This is a genomic window from Moritella dasanensis ArB 0140 (assembly GCF_000276805.1).
Lineage (GTDB): Bacteria > Pseudomonadota > Gammaproteobacteria > Enterobacterales > Moritellaceae > Moritella > Moritella dasanensis.
Genome location: NZ_AKXQ01000025.1, coordinates 1 through 19401, shown reverse-complemented (window position 1 = coordinate 19401; position 19401 = coordinate 1). Strand labels below are relative to the sequence as shown.

Sequence of the window (19401 nt, the reverse complement as noted above, 5' to 3'; positions counted from 1 at the left end):
TATTAGATAAGGAAGCCGCGCCTCATGGCCTTAAATTTTTTAGATTTTGAACAGCCTATTGCAGAATTACAGGCTCAAATCGACGAATTAAAACTTGTATCTGAAAACTCTGATGATGTTGATCTACAAGATGAAATATCACGTTTAGAAAAAAAGAATGCAGAATTAACTAAAAAAATATTCAGTGATATGAAACCTTGGGATGTGGCTAAGATGGCCCGTCATCCACAGCGTCCTTATACACTTGATTATATTGAACATGTATTCACTGATTTTGATGAACTTGCTGGTGATCGTGCTTATGCCGATGATAAAGCCATTGTTGGTGGTACTGCGCGTTTAGACGGTATGCCAGTGATGATTATTGGTCAGCAAAAAGGCCGTGATACCAAAGAGAAATTAATACGTAACTTTGGTATGCCGCGTCCAGAAGGTTACCGTAAAGCATTACGTTTAATGAAAATGGCTGAGAAATTCAACATGCCTATCATTACCTTCATCGATACGCCGGGTGCATACCCAGGTGTTGGCGCTGAAGAACGTGGCCAAAGTGAAGCGATTGCCCGTAACTTGAAAGAAATGGCTGAGCTAACAGTCCCGGTTATTTGTACTGTGATTGGTGAAGGTGGTTCTGGTGGTGCGTTAGCGATTGGTGTTGGTGATCGTGTTAACATGCTGCAATACAGCACTTACTCGGTGATTTCACCAGAAGGTTGTGCGTCAATCTTATGGAAATCAGCAGATAAAGCGCCTTTGGCAGCCGAAGCGATGGGTATTACTGCCGAGCGACTTAAGAGCCTAGATTTAATTAATACGGTTATTACAGAACCGCTAGGTGGTGCGCATCGTGATGTACCTTTAATGGCTGCTAACTTGAAAGAACGTATTAAAGCGGATCTTGCAGAGCTTGCGCCACTTGAGTCTGAAACGTTATTAGAACAACGCTATGAGCGCTTAATGTCATTTGGCATGTAAGTTGCTGTAACGCTGTACTAGATTGCGATAACATCGCATTGTTATAGCAATCTAGTATTATATTAATTAAACCGCTGATAGCTTTATTAGCGGTTTTTTTATATCTACAATTTTTCGGTATATACTGTTGTCGTCTATTCTCTTTTTACTGTGATGATAACTGTGGCTACTAACATCGATCTCTTCTCAACATTTCAGCATGCGTTACAATCGTTAACAACCGCTAAGATACAAATAGTACTCGCCTATAGCGGGGGACTTGATTCCCACGTGTTATTGCATTTACTCAGTCGCTATAGAGAATTATATCCCCAGCACGACTACCTTGCCGTTCATGTCCATCATGGCTTAAGTGATAATGCCGACGCTTGGTTAGACCATTGTCAGTTAACCGCGCAAGCTTTAGATATCCACTTTGTGGCAGAAAAGGTAGTGCTTAATGTTGGCAGTCGAGAAAGTTTAGAAGCCCAAGCCCGCACCGCTCGTTATCAGGCAATAGCAAAACATTTAAATGGTAAATCATTACTGCTACTTGGTCAGCATCTCGATGATCAGTTAGAAACCTTCTTGTTACAGCTTAAACGCGGCGCTGGTGTGAAAGGTTTATCCGCTATGGCTGCACAGATGCCTTTTGCATTACAAGCTAACTGCCAAATAGTCCGGCCCTTACTCAATCAGCCACAACAAGTACTAATCGATTACGCAGCACAAAAAGCATTAAGCTGGGTTGAAGATGAGAGTAATAACGACGCGAGTTATGATCGTAATTTCTTACGTCATCACGTGATCCCCAATTTAAAACAGCGTTGGCCGGGTATTGCCAGTGCGGTACATCGCAGCGCAGAGCTGTGCGCCGAGCAACAGGCATTAGCAGATGAGATTGCGCAAATAGATTTAGTGACTTGTGAACACGCATTTAGCGGATTAAAAATTACGGCGTTAGAAACATTATCTAAAATTCGCAGGAATAATGTCATTCGTTTTTGGCTTGCGAGTCAACAATTACCGATGCCGAGTCGCCACCATCTAGATAAGTTATGGCTAGAGGTCGTCAATGCGGCGGATGATGCTAACCCTCAACTAAGCTGGCAAGCAGGGCAATTTCGTCGTTATCAAGGTGTACTTTATCATCAACTGAAATATGCTGAGTTAAAAAATGTCGTCATCGCGATCGCAGATACACAAACTCAACGTATTGCATTACCAGATAATATCGGTTTTTTATATTTACGAGAGCATTTACCAGAACATTTGCGAGAGAGTTTACAAGACTCGCTCCCAAATACGGTAAACAACATGTTACAACATACCCGTTCCTGTCGTGTCAAAGCACCATTAGCAGGAGAGAGGGTAACGATCCGTTTTCGTGGTGAAGGTAAATGCCATCCCGTGGGGCGTAATGGCTCTCGCAGTATGAAAAAATTATATCAGGAATATCAAGTTGCACCTTGGTTACGTGATCGTATTCCATTGATTTATTATGATGACGCGCTTGTGTGTGTGGTTGGACTTTGGGTTTGCAAGGGTTATGAAACACCGCTGACGACTGACAGAACAGTGATCTTTACGGTTATGAGTGCACCGAGATGAATAACGGTGTATTTTAGTATTCAATAAGTGATAGTTTGCCGATATTGTCATGTAGCAAGGATGTGATGAATATATGTTGAATAGGATAAGACGATGATTAAGCAAAGCAGTAACCAATCAGATGATTTAAATGAAACGCCTCTAATATCTGGCATTAGTCATGCGCAACAAGCGGCTATAACCCGTGTAATTGCACGTGCGGGGCAATTGTTGCAAGCCTATAACGCAGAAAGCCGGCTCATAGAACAAACGACTGAACGTCTTGGTATCGCGTTTGGCTTAGACAGTGTTGAGATTGCACTTACCTCTAAAGCGATCATTTTGACTACTCGATTTGGCGACAACTGCATCACAACAACGCGGACAATGAAAGCCCATGGCATTGATATGGGGATCGTCTGTGAAGTACAGCGTATTTGTATTCTGGCTGAAAAGAAGATTTATGATGTCCAGCAGATAAAGCAGCGTTTAGATAACTTAGATGTACCTAAACATAATGCAGTTGTCGTGGCATGTTTTGTGGCGTTATCTTGTGCTTGTTTTAGCCATTTGTTTGGTGGCGACAGCATTATATTTATTTGCACTTGGTTTACGAGTTTTATTGCCATGCGGATTCGCCAGTGGTTAACCCAGTTACATCATAATTTACTCACTGTGTTTTTTATTACCGCATTTACAGCGACATTTATTGGTAGCTTTGCCAGCGCACTTGGTTGGGGTAATGAACCTGAATTGATTATGGTCACTAGCGTGTTACAACTTGTCCCTGGTTTTCCCTTAATCAATGCCGTATCCGATATGGTCAAAGGTCACGTGACTATCGGCATGGCAAGATGGATGACGGCTACTTTATTAACACTTGCTTCAGCATTAGGCGTTGTTTTAGCGGTGCAGTTAGCGCAACAGGGAGGTTGGTTATGAGGGAACTATTACTGATTTTGGTGGATGATGCCGTATTTGCTGGTATTGCTGCATTTGGCTTTGCCTTGTTATTCAACGTGCCCAGACAAGCATTGCTGGCTTGTGTGTTATTCGCCGCCAGCGCGCATGCGGTACGAACAATATTATTACATGTAAACGTACCGATTGAATGGGCATCATTTATTGCAGCCACATTACTGGGGTTGGCAACGGTACCTTGGTCTCGTAAAGTTGTGATCCCAAGGCCTGTCGTTACAGTCGCTGCTATTATACCAATGATCCCTGGGGTGTATGCGTATAAAACAATGACAGGGCTAATGACGTTACACCACCAAGGTTATAGTGTGGAATTACAGCAACAAGTTGTTGAAAATGGTTTACTGACTATTTTTATTTTGATTGGCTTAAGCTTTGGTCTGGCGATTGCGCCTGTGCTGGTGTACCGTAATAAGCCTATTGTTTGATTAAGGATCTGTTGTGATTGTTTCCATGATTGCCGCGCTGGCAAATAACCGCGTGATTGGTTTAGATAATAAGATGCCGTGGCATTTACCTGCTGAATTACAATTGTTTAAACGCGCGACGTTAGGTAAGCCTATCGTTATGGGGCGTAATACCTTTGAATCCATTGGTCGTCCATTACCGGGTCGTTTAAATATCGTATTAAGTCGCCAAACCGATTATCAACCTGCAGGCGTGACAGTTGTTGCTACGTTAGCAGAAGCGGTTATCGCTGCAGGTGATGTTGAAGAATTAATGATCATTGGTGGTGCGACGATTTACAAGCAATGCTTAGCGGCGGCTGATCGCTTGTACCTCACGCATATTGAGTTGACGACTGCAGGGGATACTTGGTTCCCTGATTATGAGCAATATAATTGGCAAGAAATTGAGCATGAACACTATGCGGCAGATGATAAAAACCCGCATGATTACCGTTTTAGTTTACTTGAGCGAGTGAAGTAGTTATTTATAGCTAAGCATCTTGAAGTAACTTGGATATATTAGCCGATGAGCCGGATGACTCTAGAAAATAAAAAGCCGCGCTAGTGATAGCGCGGCTTTTTTTATAGTGAATGACTAAGTTAATCTTTATATTAACTTAGTCATTGCTGCTGGCTATTACGCCATTGTATCTAAAGCAGACTCGTATTCGTCATATTGTTCCTGAATACTGTAGTCGTCTTTTTTACCAAGCAGTGAGATGCTCACAATTGCGATAGAAGCGAACAGGATCCCCGGTACGATCTCATACAGATCAAAGATACCGGCCACTGAGTTGTTTCCAAACGACCACTGTTACCGCACCAATAATAATACCTGCAAGGGCACCATTACGTGTCATACCACGCCAGTATAGTGAGATAATTAATGCTGGACCAAATGCTGCCCCGAAACCTGCCCATGCATAAGATACTAAACCAAGTACTGAGCTATCAGGATTAAGTGCAAGCAGCAGTGCAATGATAGATAAACCGACTACGCCGAAACGGCCGACTGTAACAAGTTCTTCGCTCGTCGCTTGTGGACGAATTAGCTGCTTGTAGAAATCTTCAGCTAGCGCAGATGATGATACAAGTAGTTGTGAATCCGCTGTACTCATGATTGCCGCTAAGATCGCAGCAAGTAAAATACCGGCAATAACAGGATGGAAGATGCTGTTCACTAATAACATGAAGATAGTTTCAGTATCGGCGATAGTGATGTTGTTAGTATTGGTATAAACCAGACCGACGAGGCCGACTAGCATGGCACCAAACATAGACAATACAGTCCAAGTAACCGCAATGTAGCGAGCTGTAACCAGATCTTTATTACTACGTGTGGCTTTGAAACGGGCAAGAATATGTGGTTGACCGAAATAGCCTAAGCCCCAAGCTGCTAATGAGATAATAGCAATTGCACTCAGATCTTCACCTTTACTGTTCTGCCAAATTGTCAGTAGTTCAGGGTTAATGTCTTTCATTGACGCTGCTAGATCGCTAAAGCTACCGTCCATCGCGCTGAGTGGCACGATTAATAATGCCGCTGACATTAATAGACCTTGTACTAAATCAGTCCAAGATACAGCAAGGAAACCACCGAATAGCGTATAAGAAACCACACAAACCGTACCAATCACTACAGCAAGTTGATAATCAAGACCAAATACTGTTTCAAATAATTTACCGCCAGCTACTAAGCCTGAACTTGTATAGAACAAGAAAAACATCAAGATAAAGAATGCTGAACAGATTTGAATTGCTTTTGAGTTGTCTTTAAAACGACGTGATAGAAATTCAGGTAAAGTAATTGATTTGGTTACGATACTGTAGGTACGTAAACGCTTTGCACAAATTAACCAGTTAAGCCAAGTACCAATTAATAAACCACCCGCTAACCAGATCGCTTCCATACCGGCCGCATAGGCGTAACCAGGTAAGCCAAGCAGTAACCAACCACTCATATCAGAAGCACCTGCAGATAATGCTGCAGGCCAAGGACCTAAATTACGGCCACCTAAAAAGTAGTCCGTTGAACTCTTGGTTTGTCGATAAGCATACACGCCGATACCAAGCATAACAGCAAGATAAACAAGGAATGTAGCTGTAATAATGAAATTATTTTCAATCATGTATATAAGCCTTAGTTGTAAGTTGTTATTTTTATTATTTTTTTTATATATTAGTTCAACCAAACTACGTCAACATACTTTTTTCGGTAATATTGATGTGGGCTGGTTAAAATTTAGGGGGCAGTATATACGAACAACTATGTTATTGCTTAACAGAAGTGCAACACTGTGATAACCCGCTTATTATTTAAACTTATTTTAGTTAATTATATTGCATGCACAGGACAGGGGACCGAAAAAACTGCTTTATCTTCCCAGCGTAGCATGGTCAGGCTACTACCCCATACACAGCCAGTATCAAGTGTTGTCGCATTTTCGTGGCCACAATTACCTTCTAGTGCCGCCCAGTGGCCAAAAATAACATGGGCACCGTCGAGGTGTGGGCCGGCGACTTCGTACCAGGGGATATGCTGTGCATTGTCATTTTCTGCTGGCGAATGCTTGTTATGAAATTCCAGTTGTCCATCGGGTGCGCAAAAACGCATTCGGGTAAAGGCATTAATAATAAAACGTAAGCGGTCAAAGCCTTGTAATTCGTCTTGCCAATAGTCTGGATGTGTCCCGTACATATGCGCCAATAAGGTTTGGTAGTCATCCCCACGTAATTGCATATTAACCTCTTCTGCATAGAGTTTTGCTTGTTGCTGACTCCACTGAGGACTAATACCGGCATGCACCATGATAATGTTAAAGGCTTCATGGTAAGCGAGCAATGGCTGCTGACGTAACCATAATAACAATTCATCTTTATCTTCAGCCGCAAATATTGCTTGGGTCTTATCCTTAGGGTTTAGCTTAGCTAATCCTGCGTCAATTGCGAGTAAATGTAAGTCATGATTACCCAGAACTGTCACCGCGCCTGAGCCTAGTTGCTTCACAAAGCGTAGCGTCTCTAATGATTTTGGGCCGCGGGCAACAAGATCACCGGTTAACCAAAGTTGATCTTGGTCTGGATCAAAACTAGCTTGTTGTAGCAGATGTTGTAGATCGTCGAAACAACCTTGAATATCACCAACAAAATAAGTTGCCATATATAAGTTACCTTTCTAGCTGGGCGTAATGGAGAATGTGCGTTAACGCGTTAATTTATTAGTGTAATAGATTCGTTTAATAGATTAGTGCAACAGATTAGGAGTGACAAGACGAAATGGGTCGATGGTCATCACCACTAATTCACTGGCATTGAGTTGTAGTTCGATCTTTCCCTGAACGATACTCAATGGTGAATGGGTAATTATATCATTGCTATAGCAAAAATCTTGTAGTGAAGAGATAACATAATCATTATCTTGAAAAGGATTGTTTAATTCGCTTACGGCGCCGTCGCCATCGGTGAGTAATAATTGGATACTCGATAAGCTAACAGGTTGGTTTAATGGATTGGTGATAGTTATAGTATAAGTAAAGAAGTACCTGAACTGTGTTGGCACAGATACTTCTTCGACGTATTCGGTATCAATGATAAGGGTGAATGAATCCGCTAAACTTACCATTGATACAGACCGCCTTAATCCGCAGTTTGCAGTGGATTATCGACAACGAAGTTTGCTATCGTCACGTAATTTTCTAAGGTTAAGTTCTCTGGACGTAGAGAAACATTAATACCTAGCGCTTCAATATCAGCAACTGAAATTACTTTTTTCAAGCTATTACGAATGGTTTTACGGCGTTGATTAAAGGCACTTGTCACTACGTGGCCAAGTACTTTTAAGCTTTTCGCTGGGTGAGGTAATACAGCATGTGGTTCTAAACGAACAACGGCTGAGTCAACTTTTGGTGCAGGTCTAAATGCTTCAGGACCAACTTCAAGTACGGGTGTTACTCTGCAGTAGTATTGCGTCATTACTGTTAAACGACCGTAACTTTTAGTGTTATGGCTAGCTGCTAAGCGCTGTACAACTTCTTTTTGTAACATGAAGTGCATATCTTGGATATCTTCATGGAACTCGAATAAGTGAAACATTAGCGGCGTTGAAATATTGTAAGGTAGATTACCAAAAATACGCATTTTCATGTCTGGTTTGATTAACTGACGGAAATCAAAACGCATTGCGTCTGCTTGGTTGATGTCTAACTTTTTAGATAATACCGGGTGTGCTTCGAGTCGTTCGGCGAGATCTCTATCAAGCTCTACCACTGTCATTTTATCTACACAAGCTGCTACTGGCTCGGTTAATGCACCTAAACCGGGGCCGATTTCAATGAGGTTTTCACCTTTTTGTGGATTAATCGATGCCACGATTTGACCAATTACATAAGCATCATGTAAGAAGTTTTGACCAAAACGTTTTTTCGCGGTGTGACCTAAATGGACCTTGTCGTTCATGCGTTTTTCTCTACCATTTCAATTGCTTGGTTTACTGCTGTAAACATACTGCCGGCGTCGGCTGTTCCAGTACCTGCAAGTTCTATTGCAGTACCGTGATCAACTGATGTACGGATAAAAGGTAAGCCCAGGGTAATATTAACCGAGCTACCAAAACCAACCGATTTTAATACCGGTAATCCTTGGTCATGATACATTGCTAATACAACATCAGCATCGTTAAGATACTTAGGTTGGAACAAGGTATCGGCAGGGAGGGGGCCTGTTAAATCCATACCCTCATCGCGAAGTTTCATTAACGTAGGAGAGATGATCTCAATCTCTTCACGACCTAAATGTCCATCTTCACCTGCATGCGGATTGAGTCCACACACGTAAATTTTTGGTTTTTCAATACCGAATTTCTTTTTCATTTCGGCGTGCAGAATGCGAATAATATTACTTAATCGCTCCTCTGTGATTGCTTTTGCGACATACGCCAGTGGAATATGTGTTGTTACTAATGCAACACGCAGACCTGTTGTTGCCAGTAACATCACCACATCAGGGGTTTCTGATTGCTGTGCAAAAAACTCGGTATGACCACTGAAAGATACGCCAGCTTTATTAATAATGCCTTTGTTAACAGGGCCAGTGACAACAGCGCTAAATTCTGCAGACATATTACCTTCACAGGCAAATTGCAGAGTATCTAATACATAACGACCATTTGCTTCATCAAGCTTACCGGGTTCTGCGGGCACTGCCATTTGCATTGGTGCGATAGTTAACGTACCAGCGCGTTGTGGTTGTGCTGGTTTACTTGGATCATAGTCGATTAACTCAACTGTTTTACCAAGTAACTTTGCCCGAGCTAAAATTAGCTCAGGGTCTGCACAAAGCACCAATTCTACGGGCCAGTCTTGCTTCATTAATTCCAGAACAAGATCTGGGCCAATACCTGCAGGCTCACCTGGAGTAATTGCTATACGATGAGTCACATTTTCACCTGTTTACGATTCATTATCTAAAATACGAATATAAGCTTCTTGTTTTAATTCATTTAACCAAGCTTGGCTTTCTTCGGCTGCACGACGATTATACAACAATTGCCATGCTTTTTGGCGATTAGCTTTATCTGTCGTATCTTGTGTACGTCTATCAATTAGTTGCACTATGTGCCAGCCATGGCTAGAACGAAATGTCGGGCTAATTTCGCCTTTCTTCAAATCTTGCAGTGCGAGCTTAAATGCGGGGACATAAATACTTGGGTCTGCCCAACCAAGCTCTCCACCTTTAACGGCTGAACCAGTATCATCTGAATAGGCTTTAGCAAGATCGGCAAACTCTGCGTCGCCTGACTTAATACGTGCTAAGTATTCATTGAGTAGTGATTTCGCTTTTTCATCACTTAAGATAACGGATGGCTTAATCAAAATATGGCGTGCATTCACTTCTTTGGTCAGTACTGTTTCTACACCACGCATATCGGTAACTTTAATAATATGTAAACCAGCGCCACTGCGGATAGGACCTATGATGTCGCCTTTTTTAGCATTCGTTACGGCTTCTGAGAATAATGTTGGCATTTCATTGATATTCATCCAACCCCAATCACCGCCATCGAGCGCTTTTGGACCTGCTGAGAGGGCTAATGCAAGACTGGAGAATGATTCACCGGCATTAAGCTTTTCTTTTATATCAGCAATTTTAGCTTGTAGTGTTTCCATCGTGGCGTTATCAGCCTCGTTAGGGACTCGCAGCATGATATGGTTAACACGATATTGCAGGTTTTTTTGGCCTTGCTCATTAATAATGGCGAGTAGGTTATCAACGTCTTGATCGGAAATGGTAATACGACGACGCATTTGCATACGCTGTACTTCGTTGGTTAATAGTTGGGTGCGAACCTCTTCTTTATAGGCGCTAAAATCCCCACCATCTGCAACGACACTTTGGCGTAGTTGTTCTACAGTTTGGTCATTACCTTTAGCAATATTATTCAAGGTATCTTCAAGCTGAGCATTACTAATACGCATGCCCATCTTTTTCGCCATTTGCAGTTGTAAACTATCTATGATCAGTTTATCTAACGCTTGCTGAGTGAGTACCGCTTGCGATGGTAATGTCTGACCAGCCTTAGTTGCTCGGGCTTTTACTGAGATAGTTAACGTGTTTACATCACTGGCTAAAATGACGTCTTCATTTACTATGGCAATCACTTCGTCAAGCTTGGTTAGCTCGGCCTGCGCTTGTAAACTAGTTACAATTATTACTCCAGATAACAGAGTCTTAAGCATTTTTTTAATCACTTTATGAATTCCTATTCAATTTCGACTATGACTGAGACAGCAGTAGGCTGAAAATTATCAATTTTTTACCACGGGAAAGATGAGAATTGTCTAGTTTACTGAAAACCGAGGTGAAAAAGTAAGCGGAAGTATACCTTGTCAGACTTTCAATGCAATCATCACAGCCGCTAAATCCTTGTTTGGCTATTCGCGGCTGTGTTAAATAATAATGTACAGCCGCTATAATATTCCAAGTTATGAATAAATTTAATTATAAATCTAATTATAAAGAAAGTTTATTCTCGGAGTTGGAAGGGTTCACCGTAGGTAAATAGACTTGAAGTACCAATATTATTCATATCAGTGCCAATACCACCCAGACCTTTGAGTTCAAACATCAAGGTAGGACCACGATCAAATTCTGTTACTCCTGTATTAATATTATGGTTTTTCAGACGATAGCCATAATCAAGACGAATTGCCCAGCAGCAATCTTCATATTTAATCCCAGCGAATGCATCTTGGGTTATTTCATTTTCAACATCGTAATAATAACTGGCGCCGAAGTCCCACTGGCTATTAATTGGCAATACAAATTTTGAACCTATTTGATTAATTCTAGAATTAACGCTGCTATTTTCATCTTCTAGTATAGATGCCGTATTTTCAACATAGCGATAGTTCAATTGTACTTTTTGGCCACCATCAAAGCGATATTCGATAGCGGCATCGGCACGACGTATTAGATCATCTTGGATGGCATATTCAATACTATTATTGATGAATAAATTATGACTTATCTTAACATCGGTTTCCATGACGATACTTGATGTCGTCACCTCGGAATTGTCTAACGTGGTATCGGTTTCTGGTGCAATACCAACTCTGCTGTCACCAAAATATACGATTTGGCCCAATGCAAAACGGAAACGTTCACTGCCCATTTCATCAAATACCCGGCTTGTTAAACCGACGGTGAATTGATTGGCATCAGCAATACGGTCTAAACCACTGTAAATACGGTCACGGTATAAACCTAAGAAATCTTGCTGAATAGTCGAGGAATCGTAAATACCAATATTATCTTGGTTTTTATAAGGGATATATAAATATTGTACTTGTGGTTCAAGCGTTTGTGTTATTGAGTGCCCAAACCACGATGTTGGACGTTCAAAGTTTAAACCTGCGTGTAATCTTGCGGTTGGTATAATACGAACAACTTGTTCTTCTAGTTCTCCTGTATAACCGTTCGAAAAATTTCTATTATCAGATTCATTGAATGATTGACTGTAATAAGTCATCGGTAATTTAAATTCGGCAACCGCAAAACCGGCAGGGCGCTGGTAAGGAAAGCTAATAGAAGGCTCTATATGGGTTCTAATACCGCTGTACATATTGCTATCAGAATGAGAAAAATTAGTTATTTCATTGTAAGAAGATAGCTCAATTACGCTATTCTCAAACTGTTTATAGCCAGTAAAAGATATTTTAGGTAATACTTTATGCGGTGTTGATGTTGTCGAATCAGTTAGAATTTGAAAATCACGTACTTCAAATTGTGATGACGTCATATTAGTATTATAAGTCAATGCTGCTGTACGTAGTAGTGTATTGCTATCTCGAGAGCCTGCTGATGCATTCAGATCGGAAAAATAGTCGTTATCACTGACTTGGGTATAGCTAGCGTTGAAGTTTAAATTGTCATTAAAGTTACCGTTGTGACTCCAATGGAAAAGGCTACGGTCAGTCTTGGTTTTTTTATCATTAGCTAGGTATTCAACATTGAGCTTACCGTTTTGTCCATCAATTAAATAACGGGATTTAGTGGTAAGCTGTACACCACGTTTAGACATGTAAGTTGGAATGATTTCCATGTCATAGTTTGGTGCGATATTCCAATAGATAGGCTGAGAGAACGTCATCCCATTTTCTAATGAATTTTCAAATGAGGGGAATAATAACCCTGTTTTACGTTTATCTGTTGTTGGATATGTAAAATATGGCATATAGAAAATAGGCACGTCTTTAAAGTATAACGTTGCATTATAAGCCTCGGCGGATTCTTCTACATTATCAACATTGATCGATGATGCGCGCAATACCCAACTATTGTCGCCTAATGGACACTCGCTGTACGTTGAGCGTTGCATTAAAATGTTGTCGCCGTTATTGGTAATATAGACTTTTTTAGCTTCGCCATTAGCTGCTTGCCCATGCAGCAGGTAGTTTACTTGTGATAGTTCTGCGTCTTTGGTATCTAAATTCGCTTTTAATGTCCGTCCTTTAACTGTCGATCCGCTGTCTTCTAATATTACGTTACCTTCTGCGGTGAGAATATTAGTGAGTTGGTACAAAATCACCTCATCTGCCGATAATATTCTATTACCTTGGGTAAAATTAACATCACCATTAAAAATAGCCTTATTACCTTGAATAACCTTGGCATCGTTTGATAATAGCTGTATTTCGTTAGCTGCTTTTGAGTCTTCAATAGGCGGCTTTATAGGCGGTACATAAGGGAAACATTGTTTAAATAATGATAATTGATTCTGTTCTTGCAAGGCTGTCGCGTCATCTACGATAGTTGAAGACCCATCTGCACTGGTAACAATGGTGGCTGCGCTAGCTGAGAATACGACACCGCTAAGTGTGGAGAATATTGTGAAAAGGCGCATTTTAACAATCCATTTTGTCATCGATAATTTCATTAAAATTAAAAATAGTTGAATATAATAATCCATATTGCAGTGATAGACCATTTAATGACTACTTTTATCCCGTAAACCTGCAAAAAGATCATGAGATTGATTGATTTGTTACATTTTAAACAGCCATAATACAATTCTTATATAAATATATGTCATTTTTGCTTGGTAGTTACCTTTATGAATATGTTGTTTTACATTTTATTGTTTGCCATCGGTATGAAGTTTGGTGGATTTTTTGGCGCGATCTCTATGGTTTGGGTTGGCTCGATACTAAAGCGCCGATTTGGTCCTCGACTCGGTATTGATACTCGACCTGCGGCACATAAACGTCAGGAAATATTTTTGCACACGTCATTTTCGGTGATGGGGCATATGGCTAAAGCGGACGGTCATGTGACCGACGTGGATATTCATGTGGCGACGCAATTAATGGATCGAATGAAATTGACGGGTGAAACTCGTCGTGCAGCGCAAGCCTCATTTAGCCAAGGTAAAGCGCCTGACTTTCCGTTAGAGCAAACTGTACGTGATTTTCGCCGTGTGAGTGTGTTACGTCGTGATTTGGTGAAAATGTTTCTTGAAATACAAATTCAAGCCGCGTTTGCTGATCATGAATTGTCGGCAGCTGAACGCGATATTCTACATCGTATTGGCGCTATCTTAGGTGTTACGGCTCAGGACATGGATAACTTACTGCAGATGATGGAAGCTGAGATACGTTCTCACCGCCATGGTAGTAAAGTCAGTCATGAAGAAGCTTTAGTTAATGCTTATCAACAGTTAGGTGTGAGTGCCGACGCCGACGATAAAACCATTAAACGCGCTTATCGTAAATTAATGAATGAACATCATCCTGATAAATTAGTTTCAAAAGGTTTACCAGAAGAGATGATGATTATTGCTACAGAGAAAGCCCAAGATATTCAAGGTGCTTATGACGTAGTAAAAGAATCACGAAAAATGCGTTAATACCAATCGAGTGTGACCAACCAGCCATAAATTACTTGGCTGGTTGCTATTTGAGTTTCTACTTGTCCCTGCAATCCTATCACTTCTATTTGTCGATAATTGACCTTGTTAGCGCGCTTTGCCGCCGTGTGCCTTATTTTTGCTTGTTCAATAATCACGAGGTTATCTGTTTGCGCATACAAATCTAATATTGGTACTTTGAGTGGCTGCAGTTGACTACTTAATTGTGAGGCTAATTCGGGTGTTGCACTGCGTGCACTGAGCAATACAATCGCATCCACATAAATTTCAGTATTGTTACTTAATACGTTTATCATTGCATCGCAATTAGCACCTTGCAAGATAAGTAGGCGCTTACCATCCTGACTGACTATTTTTTCCTGTAAAACACCTAATTGTGCTTGTAAACGTTGCTCTGCGCTAGTTGAATTTAATGTTTGGCTTAATGGTGATATAGAGTAGGTGTGGAAGCCTTTATCAGTGAGTTGATAGCGCAGCGTTTGGATAATATTAGGGTTATTCGCAGAGGTATAAGTATCAGCAAATATCCAACTTGTGCCGATAACCTTTGCCGTCGTTTGTTCACGCCATAAAGTCAGAAATCGGTTATCTTTATCTCCTAGCCAGGCGACTTCATTGACATCGTTATACTTGGTTAGGTCTTGATCAAATATGCGTTGTTGAGAGATAGGAAAGGCGACTTCTGGTCTATTGTCTTTAGCTTTGTTTTTATCAATCGCTGCACTTAACGGCAGTGATAATATTGATAACAGTAATAGTACCAAAGCTTTAAACATTGAATATACCTAATATAATAGTTGTCATTAATCGATTGAAAATGGTGGTGTTGCTTTAAATGTTATTTTTTCTGACGATAAAGGATGCTCAATTTCTAACATCGCTGCATGCAGTTGTAAATGTGCCGCGTCAGCCATGCCTTGCTTAGATGCATATAATTCATCACCTAATATTGGCGTACCCAATGCTAACATATGCAGACGCAGTTGATGCGAGCGGCCTGTCACAGGTTTAAGTAACACCGTTGCACTAGCTTGTTGGGCGTTATCGTCGCTTGCTAATTGTTCTGCAATTATTTGCCAATGCGTCAACGCAGGTTTACCGTCGATAAAATCAATCATTTGCCTTGGTCTATTAGGCCAGTCACAACGTAACGGTAAATCAATGCTGCCAGATTTTGCAGTCGGAATACCTTCTAAACGCGCATAGTAGTATTTTGCGGTTGAGCGTTGCTGAAATTGTCTGCTGATATGACTTTGCGCAGCTTTAGTCAATGCCATTAAGATCACCCCTGAGGTACACATATCCAAGCGGTGCACGATTCTTGCGTCAGGAAACAGCATTTGTACACGGCTTGCAATACTGTCGTTATGTTCGGGTAGTCGCCCTGGAACGCTCAGTAATCCACTGGGTTTATTTAAGACAATGATGGCCTCATCTTGATAGATGATATCTAAGCGCGGGTGTTGTGGTGGAGCATAAATAAAATCGGGCATAGGATGTATTCATATAGTGAAAAATGTAAAAAATAAGCGCTAAATTATCGCGAATTAAAAAGAATAAAGAATAAAGAATAAAAAATAATAAAGGGGTTAATCGAAATTAACCCCTTTATTGCTGGTTATTATTACGTGATTTTAGTTAACTCGGTGTAACAACAATAAAGCGTACTGCATCCAATTTAAGCTGCGCATTATTAATGTGTGTGGTTAATTCTGCGGTTTGTTTTTCAACAAATGCCAGTTCTTCATCACGCACGTTTGGATTAATTTTTTGCAATGCTTGTAAGCGCTCTAGTTCTGCAGACATGTTCTGTTGCATTACGTCAAGTGCCGCACTGGTAATCGCTTGCTTTTGTGATTCAGCAACACTGGTCGATTTACCAATAAGATCATGGATAATCGTTTGAGATGCTGACACAAGCTTGGTCGCTACATGGCGATTAATCGCATTCAGCTGACGATTGAAACTATCAAAGTCGACCTTTAACGCAAGATTATTCGAATTTTTATCTAACAATAGACGAATAGGTGTAGCAGGCAAGAAACGATTAATCTGGCAATAAGACGGTGCCGATGTTTCTACAACATAAAGTAACTCTAATAAAATAGTGCCAGCAGGGAGTGCCGGATTTTTTAATAGTGATACGGCGGTGGAACCTGTATCAGACGTCATGATTAATTCAATACATGCACTAATTAACGGATGTTCCCAAGTAAGGAAGTGTACATCATCACGAGATAACGCGGTTTCACGATCAAAGGTGACTGTAATACCGTCTTCAGATAAATGTGGCAAACTTGGTACTAACATCTGATCGGTCGGTTTTAATATCAACATGTTTTCGCCGCGATCTTCTTGATTGATACCAATGACATCAAATAAACGTATCGCGAAAATTGGCAGTGTCGGACTATCATCATTGATTTTTAACTGAGTGATAATATCGTCTGATTTACCTAAACCATTAGAATTTAATTCCAGTAAACGATCTCGACCACTTTCCATTTTTAATTTCAATGCATCATATTTACTGCGAGTATCTGTGATGAGCGTATCTGTTGCAGTAAGATCGATTTCTTTTGCGGCAAGTTGTGTTAATAACTCGTCACTTATTTCAGCATAAATATCACCACCGATAGGGCAAGTATGCTGAAAAGCATTAAGACCATGGTGATACCAGTTTTGTAATACATCTTGTGCGGTATTCGTGAAGAAAGGCACGTGGATACTGATATCGTTTTTTTGACCAATACGATCTAAACGACCAATACGCTGCTCAAGTAGATCTGGGTTTAAGGGTAAATCAAATAATACTAAGTGTTGCGCAAATTGGAAATTACGACCTTCTGAACCAATTTCTGAACAAAGTAAGACCTGTGCACCAGCATCTTCTTGGGCGAAGTAAGCACCTGCTTTATCTCGCTCGATAATAGACATGCCTTCATGGAATACAGTACCACGAATTCCTTCGTTGACACGCAGTGACTCTTCAATCGACATTGCAGTATCTGCATTGGCTGCAATCACCAATACTTTTTCGTTTTTGTTCGCCAGTAAGAAGCCTTGTAACCATTCAACACGTGGGTCAAAACTACACCAAGATGCGTCTTTACCTTCAAACTGTAAGAAGATCTCTTCAGGGTATAGACCTCGACGAGCAGCTTCTGCAAAACTTGCTGAACCATTCATCATCTGTGCTACTTTCAATGACGTTTTATATTGGTCTGGTAGCGTTAATGGAATCGGTTGATATTGACGAGTAGGGAAGCCTTTAATCGCAGCACGGGTATTACGGAATAATAAACGACCGGTACCATGACGATCAAGTAGCTGACTGATGATTGAGTGTTTAGCTTGTTGTGCTTCTTCAGAATCTGGTGAAGTCTGCATTAACGCGAGCTTGTCTGAAATATCAGCTTCACTTAATAATTGTGTTAATGACGTTGCAGTCTCTGCTGATACAATCGGAGAGTCTAATAACGTTTGTGCTGCTTGTGCAATCACTGAATAGCTATTTTCTTCGGCAACAAATGCAGCGTAGTCATAAAAACGGTTCGGATCCAATAAACGAAGGCGGGCAAAGTGACTTTCGTGGCCAAGCTGGTCTGGTGTTGCCGTTAGTAGCAATACACCTGGTGATTTTTGTGCCAGAGACTCGACAACTTGATATTCACGACTTGGTTCAGTCTCACTCCATTTAAGGTGGTGAGCTTCATCAACAACCAATAAATCCCAATCTGCGCCGACAGCTTGCTCGAAACGACGACGTTTGCTGCGTAAAAAATCCAGACTACATAAAATCAACTGCTCGGTTTCAAATGGATTCTCAGCTTCAGCGAGTGATTCGATACAACGCTCTTCATCGAAGATACTGAAGTGTAGATTGAAACGACGCATCATTTCGACTAACCACTGGTGTTGTAATGTTTCTGGTACCAGAATTAATACGCGTTTAGCTAGGCCAGCGGTCAGCTGTTGGTGAATGATTAAACCGGCTTCAATGGTTTTACCTAAACCAACTTCATCGGCAAGCAATACGCGCGGCGCATGACGTTTACCCACTTCAGTTGCTATATGTAATTGATGTGGGATCAAACTCACGCGTGGGCCTTGGATACCGTTTAATGCCGATTGCTGTTGAGAAAATTGATGTTGCAATGTTTGATGGCGTAAAACAAAACGATCCATACGATCGATTTGGCCTGCAAATAAGCGATCTTGTGGTTTATTAAATTTGATAAAGTTATTTAAGAATGTTTCACGTAATGTAACTTCTTCACCAGTATCTAGATGCGTACCGATATAAGTAATAATGCCTGAGCTCTCTGTTACTTCAGTAACTGTTAAGCTCCAGTCTTCATGAGAGAGTACCTGATCACCGATATTAAAGATTACACGCGTGATCGGCGCTTCGTTACGAGCATATAAACGGTTCTCACCACTTGCAGGAAATAATAGCGTTAACATTCTGCCTTCTATGGCAACTATTGTTCCTAATCCTAATTCTGATTCCGTATCGCTGATCCAGCGCTGACCAAGTTGGAAGGGCATGTATATTCAAACTCCAAAACCGTAAAAAGGGCGCATTTTACCTAAACCAGAGGATTAGGTCACGTATAATGACAAATTAAATAATAGTTTAAATTGCCTTGGTAAGTAAATTCTAATGCGATAAGTAAATGAAAATATAAATATTAAATAATTAAGACTTAAATCAGGATAAATAAGTTAACGATGACCTACACAAGCACTGGGTTAGATGAGCTATCGCTTGTTTTTGATTTATTTTGTTTGAAATGTGTACTGCTTTTGAGGTTTATCCTGGAAATGGAATGAAATTTATAAAATCACTTGCCAATAAAACGCAGATCTCTATAATCGCTCCCACTGACACGGCAACAGCCGCTCAGTATGCTCTTTAACAATTTATTCAAGCAATCTGTGTGAGCACTTGCAGAGATATAATGACCAAATATTATATCAATGCAATTGTGAACATTAAATTAA

Annotated in this window: 15 protein-coding genes and 1 pseudogene; 6 read left to right on the top strand and 10 right to left on the bottom strand. The window is 40.7% G+C overall.

The features are described 5' to 3' along the window. Positions 1 to 24 precede the first annotated feature (24 nt). The 5 genes from accA (at position 25) to folA (ending at position 4452) form a co-directional block, all read left to right on the top strand. The gene (gene accA, locus A923_RS0117680; RefSeq protein ID WP_017223026.1) at positions 25 to 975 is read left to right on the top strand and encodes an acetyl-CoA carboxylase carboxyl transferase subunit alpha; all 951 of its coding nucleotides are present in this window, start codon (positions 25 to 27) and stop codon (positions 973 to 975) included. A 153-nt stretch (positions 976 to 1128) separates the two neighbouring features. Beyond that, positions 1129 to 2565 carry a tRNA lysidine(34) synthetase TilS gene (tilS, locus tag A923_RS0117675; RefSeq protein ID WP_033197660.1) on the top strand — a complete coding sequence of 479 codons (1437 nt, stop codon included), beginning with the start codon at positions 1129 to 1131 and terminating at the stop codon, positions 2563 to 2565. 93 nt (positions 2566 to 2658) lie between these two features. Then, positions 2659 to 3486, top strand: coding sequence for a threonine/serine exporter family protein (locus A923_RS0117670; protein ID WP_017223024.1), 828 nt, complete (start codon positions 2659 to 2661; stop codon positions 3484 to 3486). Further along, positions 3483 to 3950 carry a threonine/serine exporter family protein gene (locus tag A923_RS0117665; RefSeq protein WP_017223023.1) on the top strand — a complete coding sequence of 156 codons (468 nt, stop codon included), beginning with the start codon at positions 3483 to 3485 and terminating at the stop codon, positions 3948 to 3950. Before A923_RS0117670 ends, A923_RS0117665 begins: the two co-directional genes overlap by 4 nt. A gap of 13 nt (positions 3951 to 3963) precedes the next feature. After that, complete coding sequence (folA, locus tag A923_RS0117660) at positions 3964 to 4452, top strand: type 3 dihydrofolate reductase (RefSeq protein ID WP_017223022.1); 489 nt, start codon at positions 3964 to 3966, stop codon at positions 4450 to 4452. 156 nt (positions 4453 to 4608) lie between these two features. On the opposite strand, the pseudogene putP reads toward folA, so the two are convergent. The 7 genes and pseudogenes from putP to lptD form a co-directional block, all read right to left on the bottom strand. Beyond that, a pseudogene (gene putP / locus A923_RS22560) lies at positions 4609 to 6100 on the bottom strand (sodium/proline symporter PutP). Between the two features lie 206 nt (positions 6101 to 6306). Then, entirely contained in the window at positions 6307 to 7131 is an 825-nt protein-coding gene (locus A923_RS0117645) for a symmetrical bis(5'-nucleosyl)-tetraphosphatase (RefSeq protein ID WP_017223018.1), read from the bottom strand. Positions 7132 to 7215: 84 nt separating this feature from the next. Beyond that, complete coding sequence (locus tag A923_RS0117640) at positions 7216 to 7593, bottom strand: ApaG domain-containing protein (protein WP_017223017.1); 378 nt, start codon at positions 7591 to 7593, stop codon at positions 7216 to 7218. A 14-nt stretch (positions 7594 to 7607) separates the two neighbouring features. Further along, complete coding sequence (gene rsmA / locus A923_RS0117635; RefSeq protein ID WP_017223016.1) at positions 7608 to 8426, bottom strand: 16S rRNA (adenine(1518)-N(6)/adenine(1519)-N(6))-dimethyltransferase RsmA; 819 nt, start codon at positions 8424 to 8426, stop codon at positions 7608 to 7610. Further along, on the bottom strand, positions 8423 to 9406 hold the full coding sequence (pdxA, locus tag A923_RS0117630; RefSeq protein WP_017223015.1) for a 4-hydroxythreonine-4-phosphate dehydrogenase PdxA: 984 nt from the start codon (positions 9404 to 9406) through the stop codon (positions 8423 to 8425). The genes rsmA and pdxA overlap by 4 nt, the downstream gene beginning before the upstream one ends. Positions 9407 to 9418: 12 nt before the next feature. Then, positions 9419 to 10705 (bottom strand): peptidylprolyl isomerase SurA, encoded by a 1287-nt coding sequence (gene surA / locus A923_RS0117625; protein ID WP_192810705.1) that lies wholly within the window; start codon positions 10703 to 10705, stop codon positions 9419 to 9421. 287 nt (positions 10706 to 10992) lie between these two features. Continuing rightward, the gene (lptD, locus tag A923_RS0117620) at positions 10993 to 13371 is read right to left on the bottom strand and encodes an LPS assembly protein LptD (protein ID WP_237716240.1); all 2379 of its coding nucleotides are present in this window, start codon (positions 13369 to 13371) and stop codon (positions 10993 to 10995) included. Positions 13372 to 13581: 210 nt separating this feature from the next. On the opposite strand from lptD, the gene djlA reads away from it, so the two are divergent. Then, positions 13582 to 14373 carry a co-chaperone DjlA gene (gene djlA / locus A923_RS0117615; RefSeq protein ID WP_017223012.1) on the top strand — a complete coding sequence of 264 codons (792 nt, stop codon included), beginning with the start codon at positions 13582 to 13584 and terminating at the stop codon, positions 14371 to 14373. Here djlA and A923_RS0117610 read toward each other — a convergent pair. The 3 genes from A923_RS0117610 to rapA all read right to left on the bottom strand — a co-directional run bounded on the left by A923_RS0117610 (position 14370) and on the right by rapA (position 18945). Further along, positions 14370 to 15170, bottom strand: coding sequence for a DUF3530 family protein (locus A923_RS0117610; protein WP_017223011.1), 801 nt, complete (start codon positions 15168 to 15170; stop codon positions 14370 to 14372). The genes djlA and A923_RS0117610 overlap by 4 nt on opposite strands. Positions 15171 to 15197: 27 nt before the next feature. Beyond that, the gene (locus tag A923_RS0117605) at positions 15198 to 15887 is read right to left on the bottom strand and encodes a pseudouridine synthase (RefSeq protein WP_017223010.1); all 690 of its coding nucleotides are present in this window, start codon (positions 15885 to 15887) and stop codon (positions 15198 to 15200) included. Positions 15888 to 16032: 145 nt separating this feature from the next. Beyond that, positions 16033 to 18945: an RNA polymerase-associated protein RapA gene (rapA, locus tag A923_RS0117600; RefSeq protein ID WP_017223009.1), complete on the bottom strand. Its 2913-nt coding sequence runs from the start codon at positions 18943 to 18945 to the stop codon at positions 16033 to 16035. Positions 18946 to 19401 lie beyond the last annotated feature (456 nt).

Excerpts from the sequence above, each read along its gene's own strand:
- rsmA (WP_017223016.1), bottom strand. The coding sequence starts at position 8,426 with ATGAACGACAAGGTCCATTTAGGTCACACCGCGAAAAAACGTTTTGGT.
- lptD (WP_237716240.1), bottom strand. The coding sequence starts at position 13,371 with ATGCGCCTTTTCACAATATTCTCCACACTTAGCGGTGTCGTATTCTCA.
- A923_RS0117670 (WP_017223024.1), top strand. The coding sequence starts at position 2,659 with ATGATTAAGCAAAGCAGTAACCAATCAGATGATTTAAATGAAACGCCT.
- surA (WP_192810705.1), bottom strand. The coding sequence starts at position 10,705 with ATGCTTAAGACTCTGTTATCTGGAGTAATAATTGTAACTAGTTTACAA.
- djlA (WP_017223012.1), top strand. The coding sequence starts at position 13,582 with ATGAATATGTTGTTTTACATTTTATTGTTTGCCATCGGTATGAAGTTT.
- tilS (WP_033197660.1), top strand. The coding sequence starts at position 1,129 with ATGATAACTGTGGCTACTAACATCGATCTCTTCTCAACATTTCAGCAT.
- rapA (WP_017223009.1), bottom strand. The coding sequence starts at position 18,945 with ATGCCCTTCCAACTTGGTCAGCGCTGGATCAGCGATACGGAATCAGAA.
- A923_RS0117645 (WP_017223018.1), bottom strand. The coding sequence starts at position 7,131 with ATGGCAACTTATTTTGTTGGTGATATTCAAGGTTGTTTCGACGATCTA.
- A923_RS0117605 (WP_017223010.1), bottom strand. The coding sequence starts at position 15,887 with ATGCCCGATTTTATTTATGCTCCACCACAACACCCGCGCTTAGATATC.
- A923_RS0117610 (WP_017223011.1), bottom strand. The coding sequence starts at position 15,170 with ATGTTTAAAGCTTTGGTACTATTACTGTTATCAATATTATCACTGCCG.
- accA (WP_017223026.1), top strand. The coding sequence starts at position 25 with ATGGCCTTAAATTTTTTAGATTTTGAACAGCCTATTGCAGAATTACAG.
- A923_RS0117640 (WP_017223017.1), bottom strand. The coding sequence starts at position 7,593 with ATGGTAAGTTTAGCGGATTCATTCACCCTTATCATTGATACCGAATAC.
- A923_RS0117665 (WP_017223023.1), top strand. The coding sequence starts at position 3,483 with ATGAGGGAACTATTACTGATTTTGGTGGATGATGCCGTATTTGCTGGT.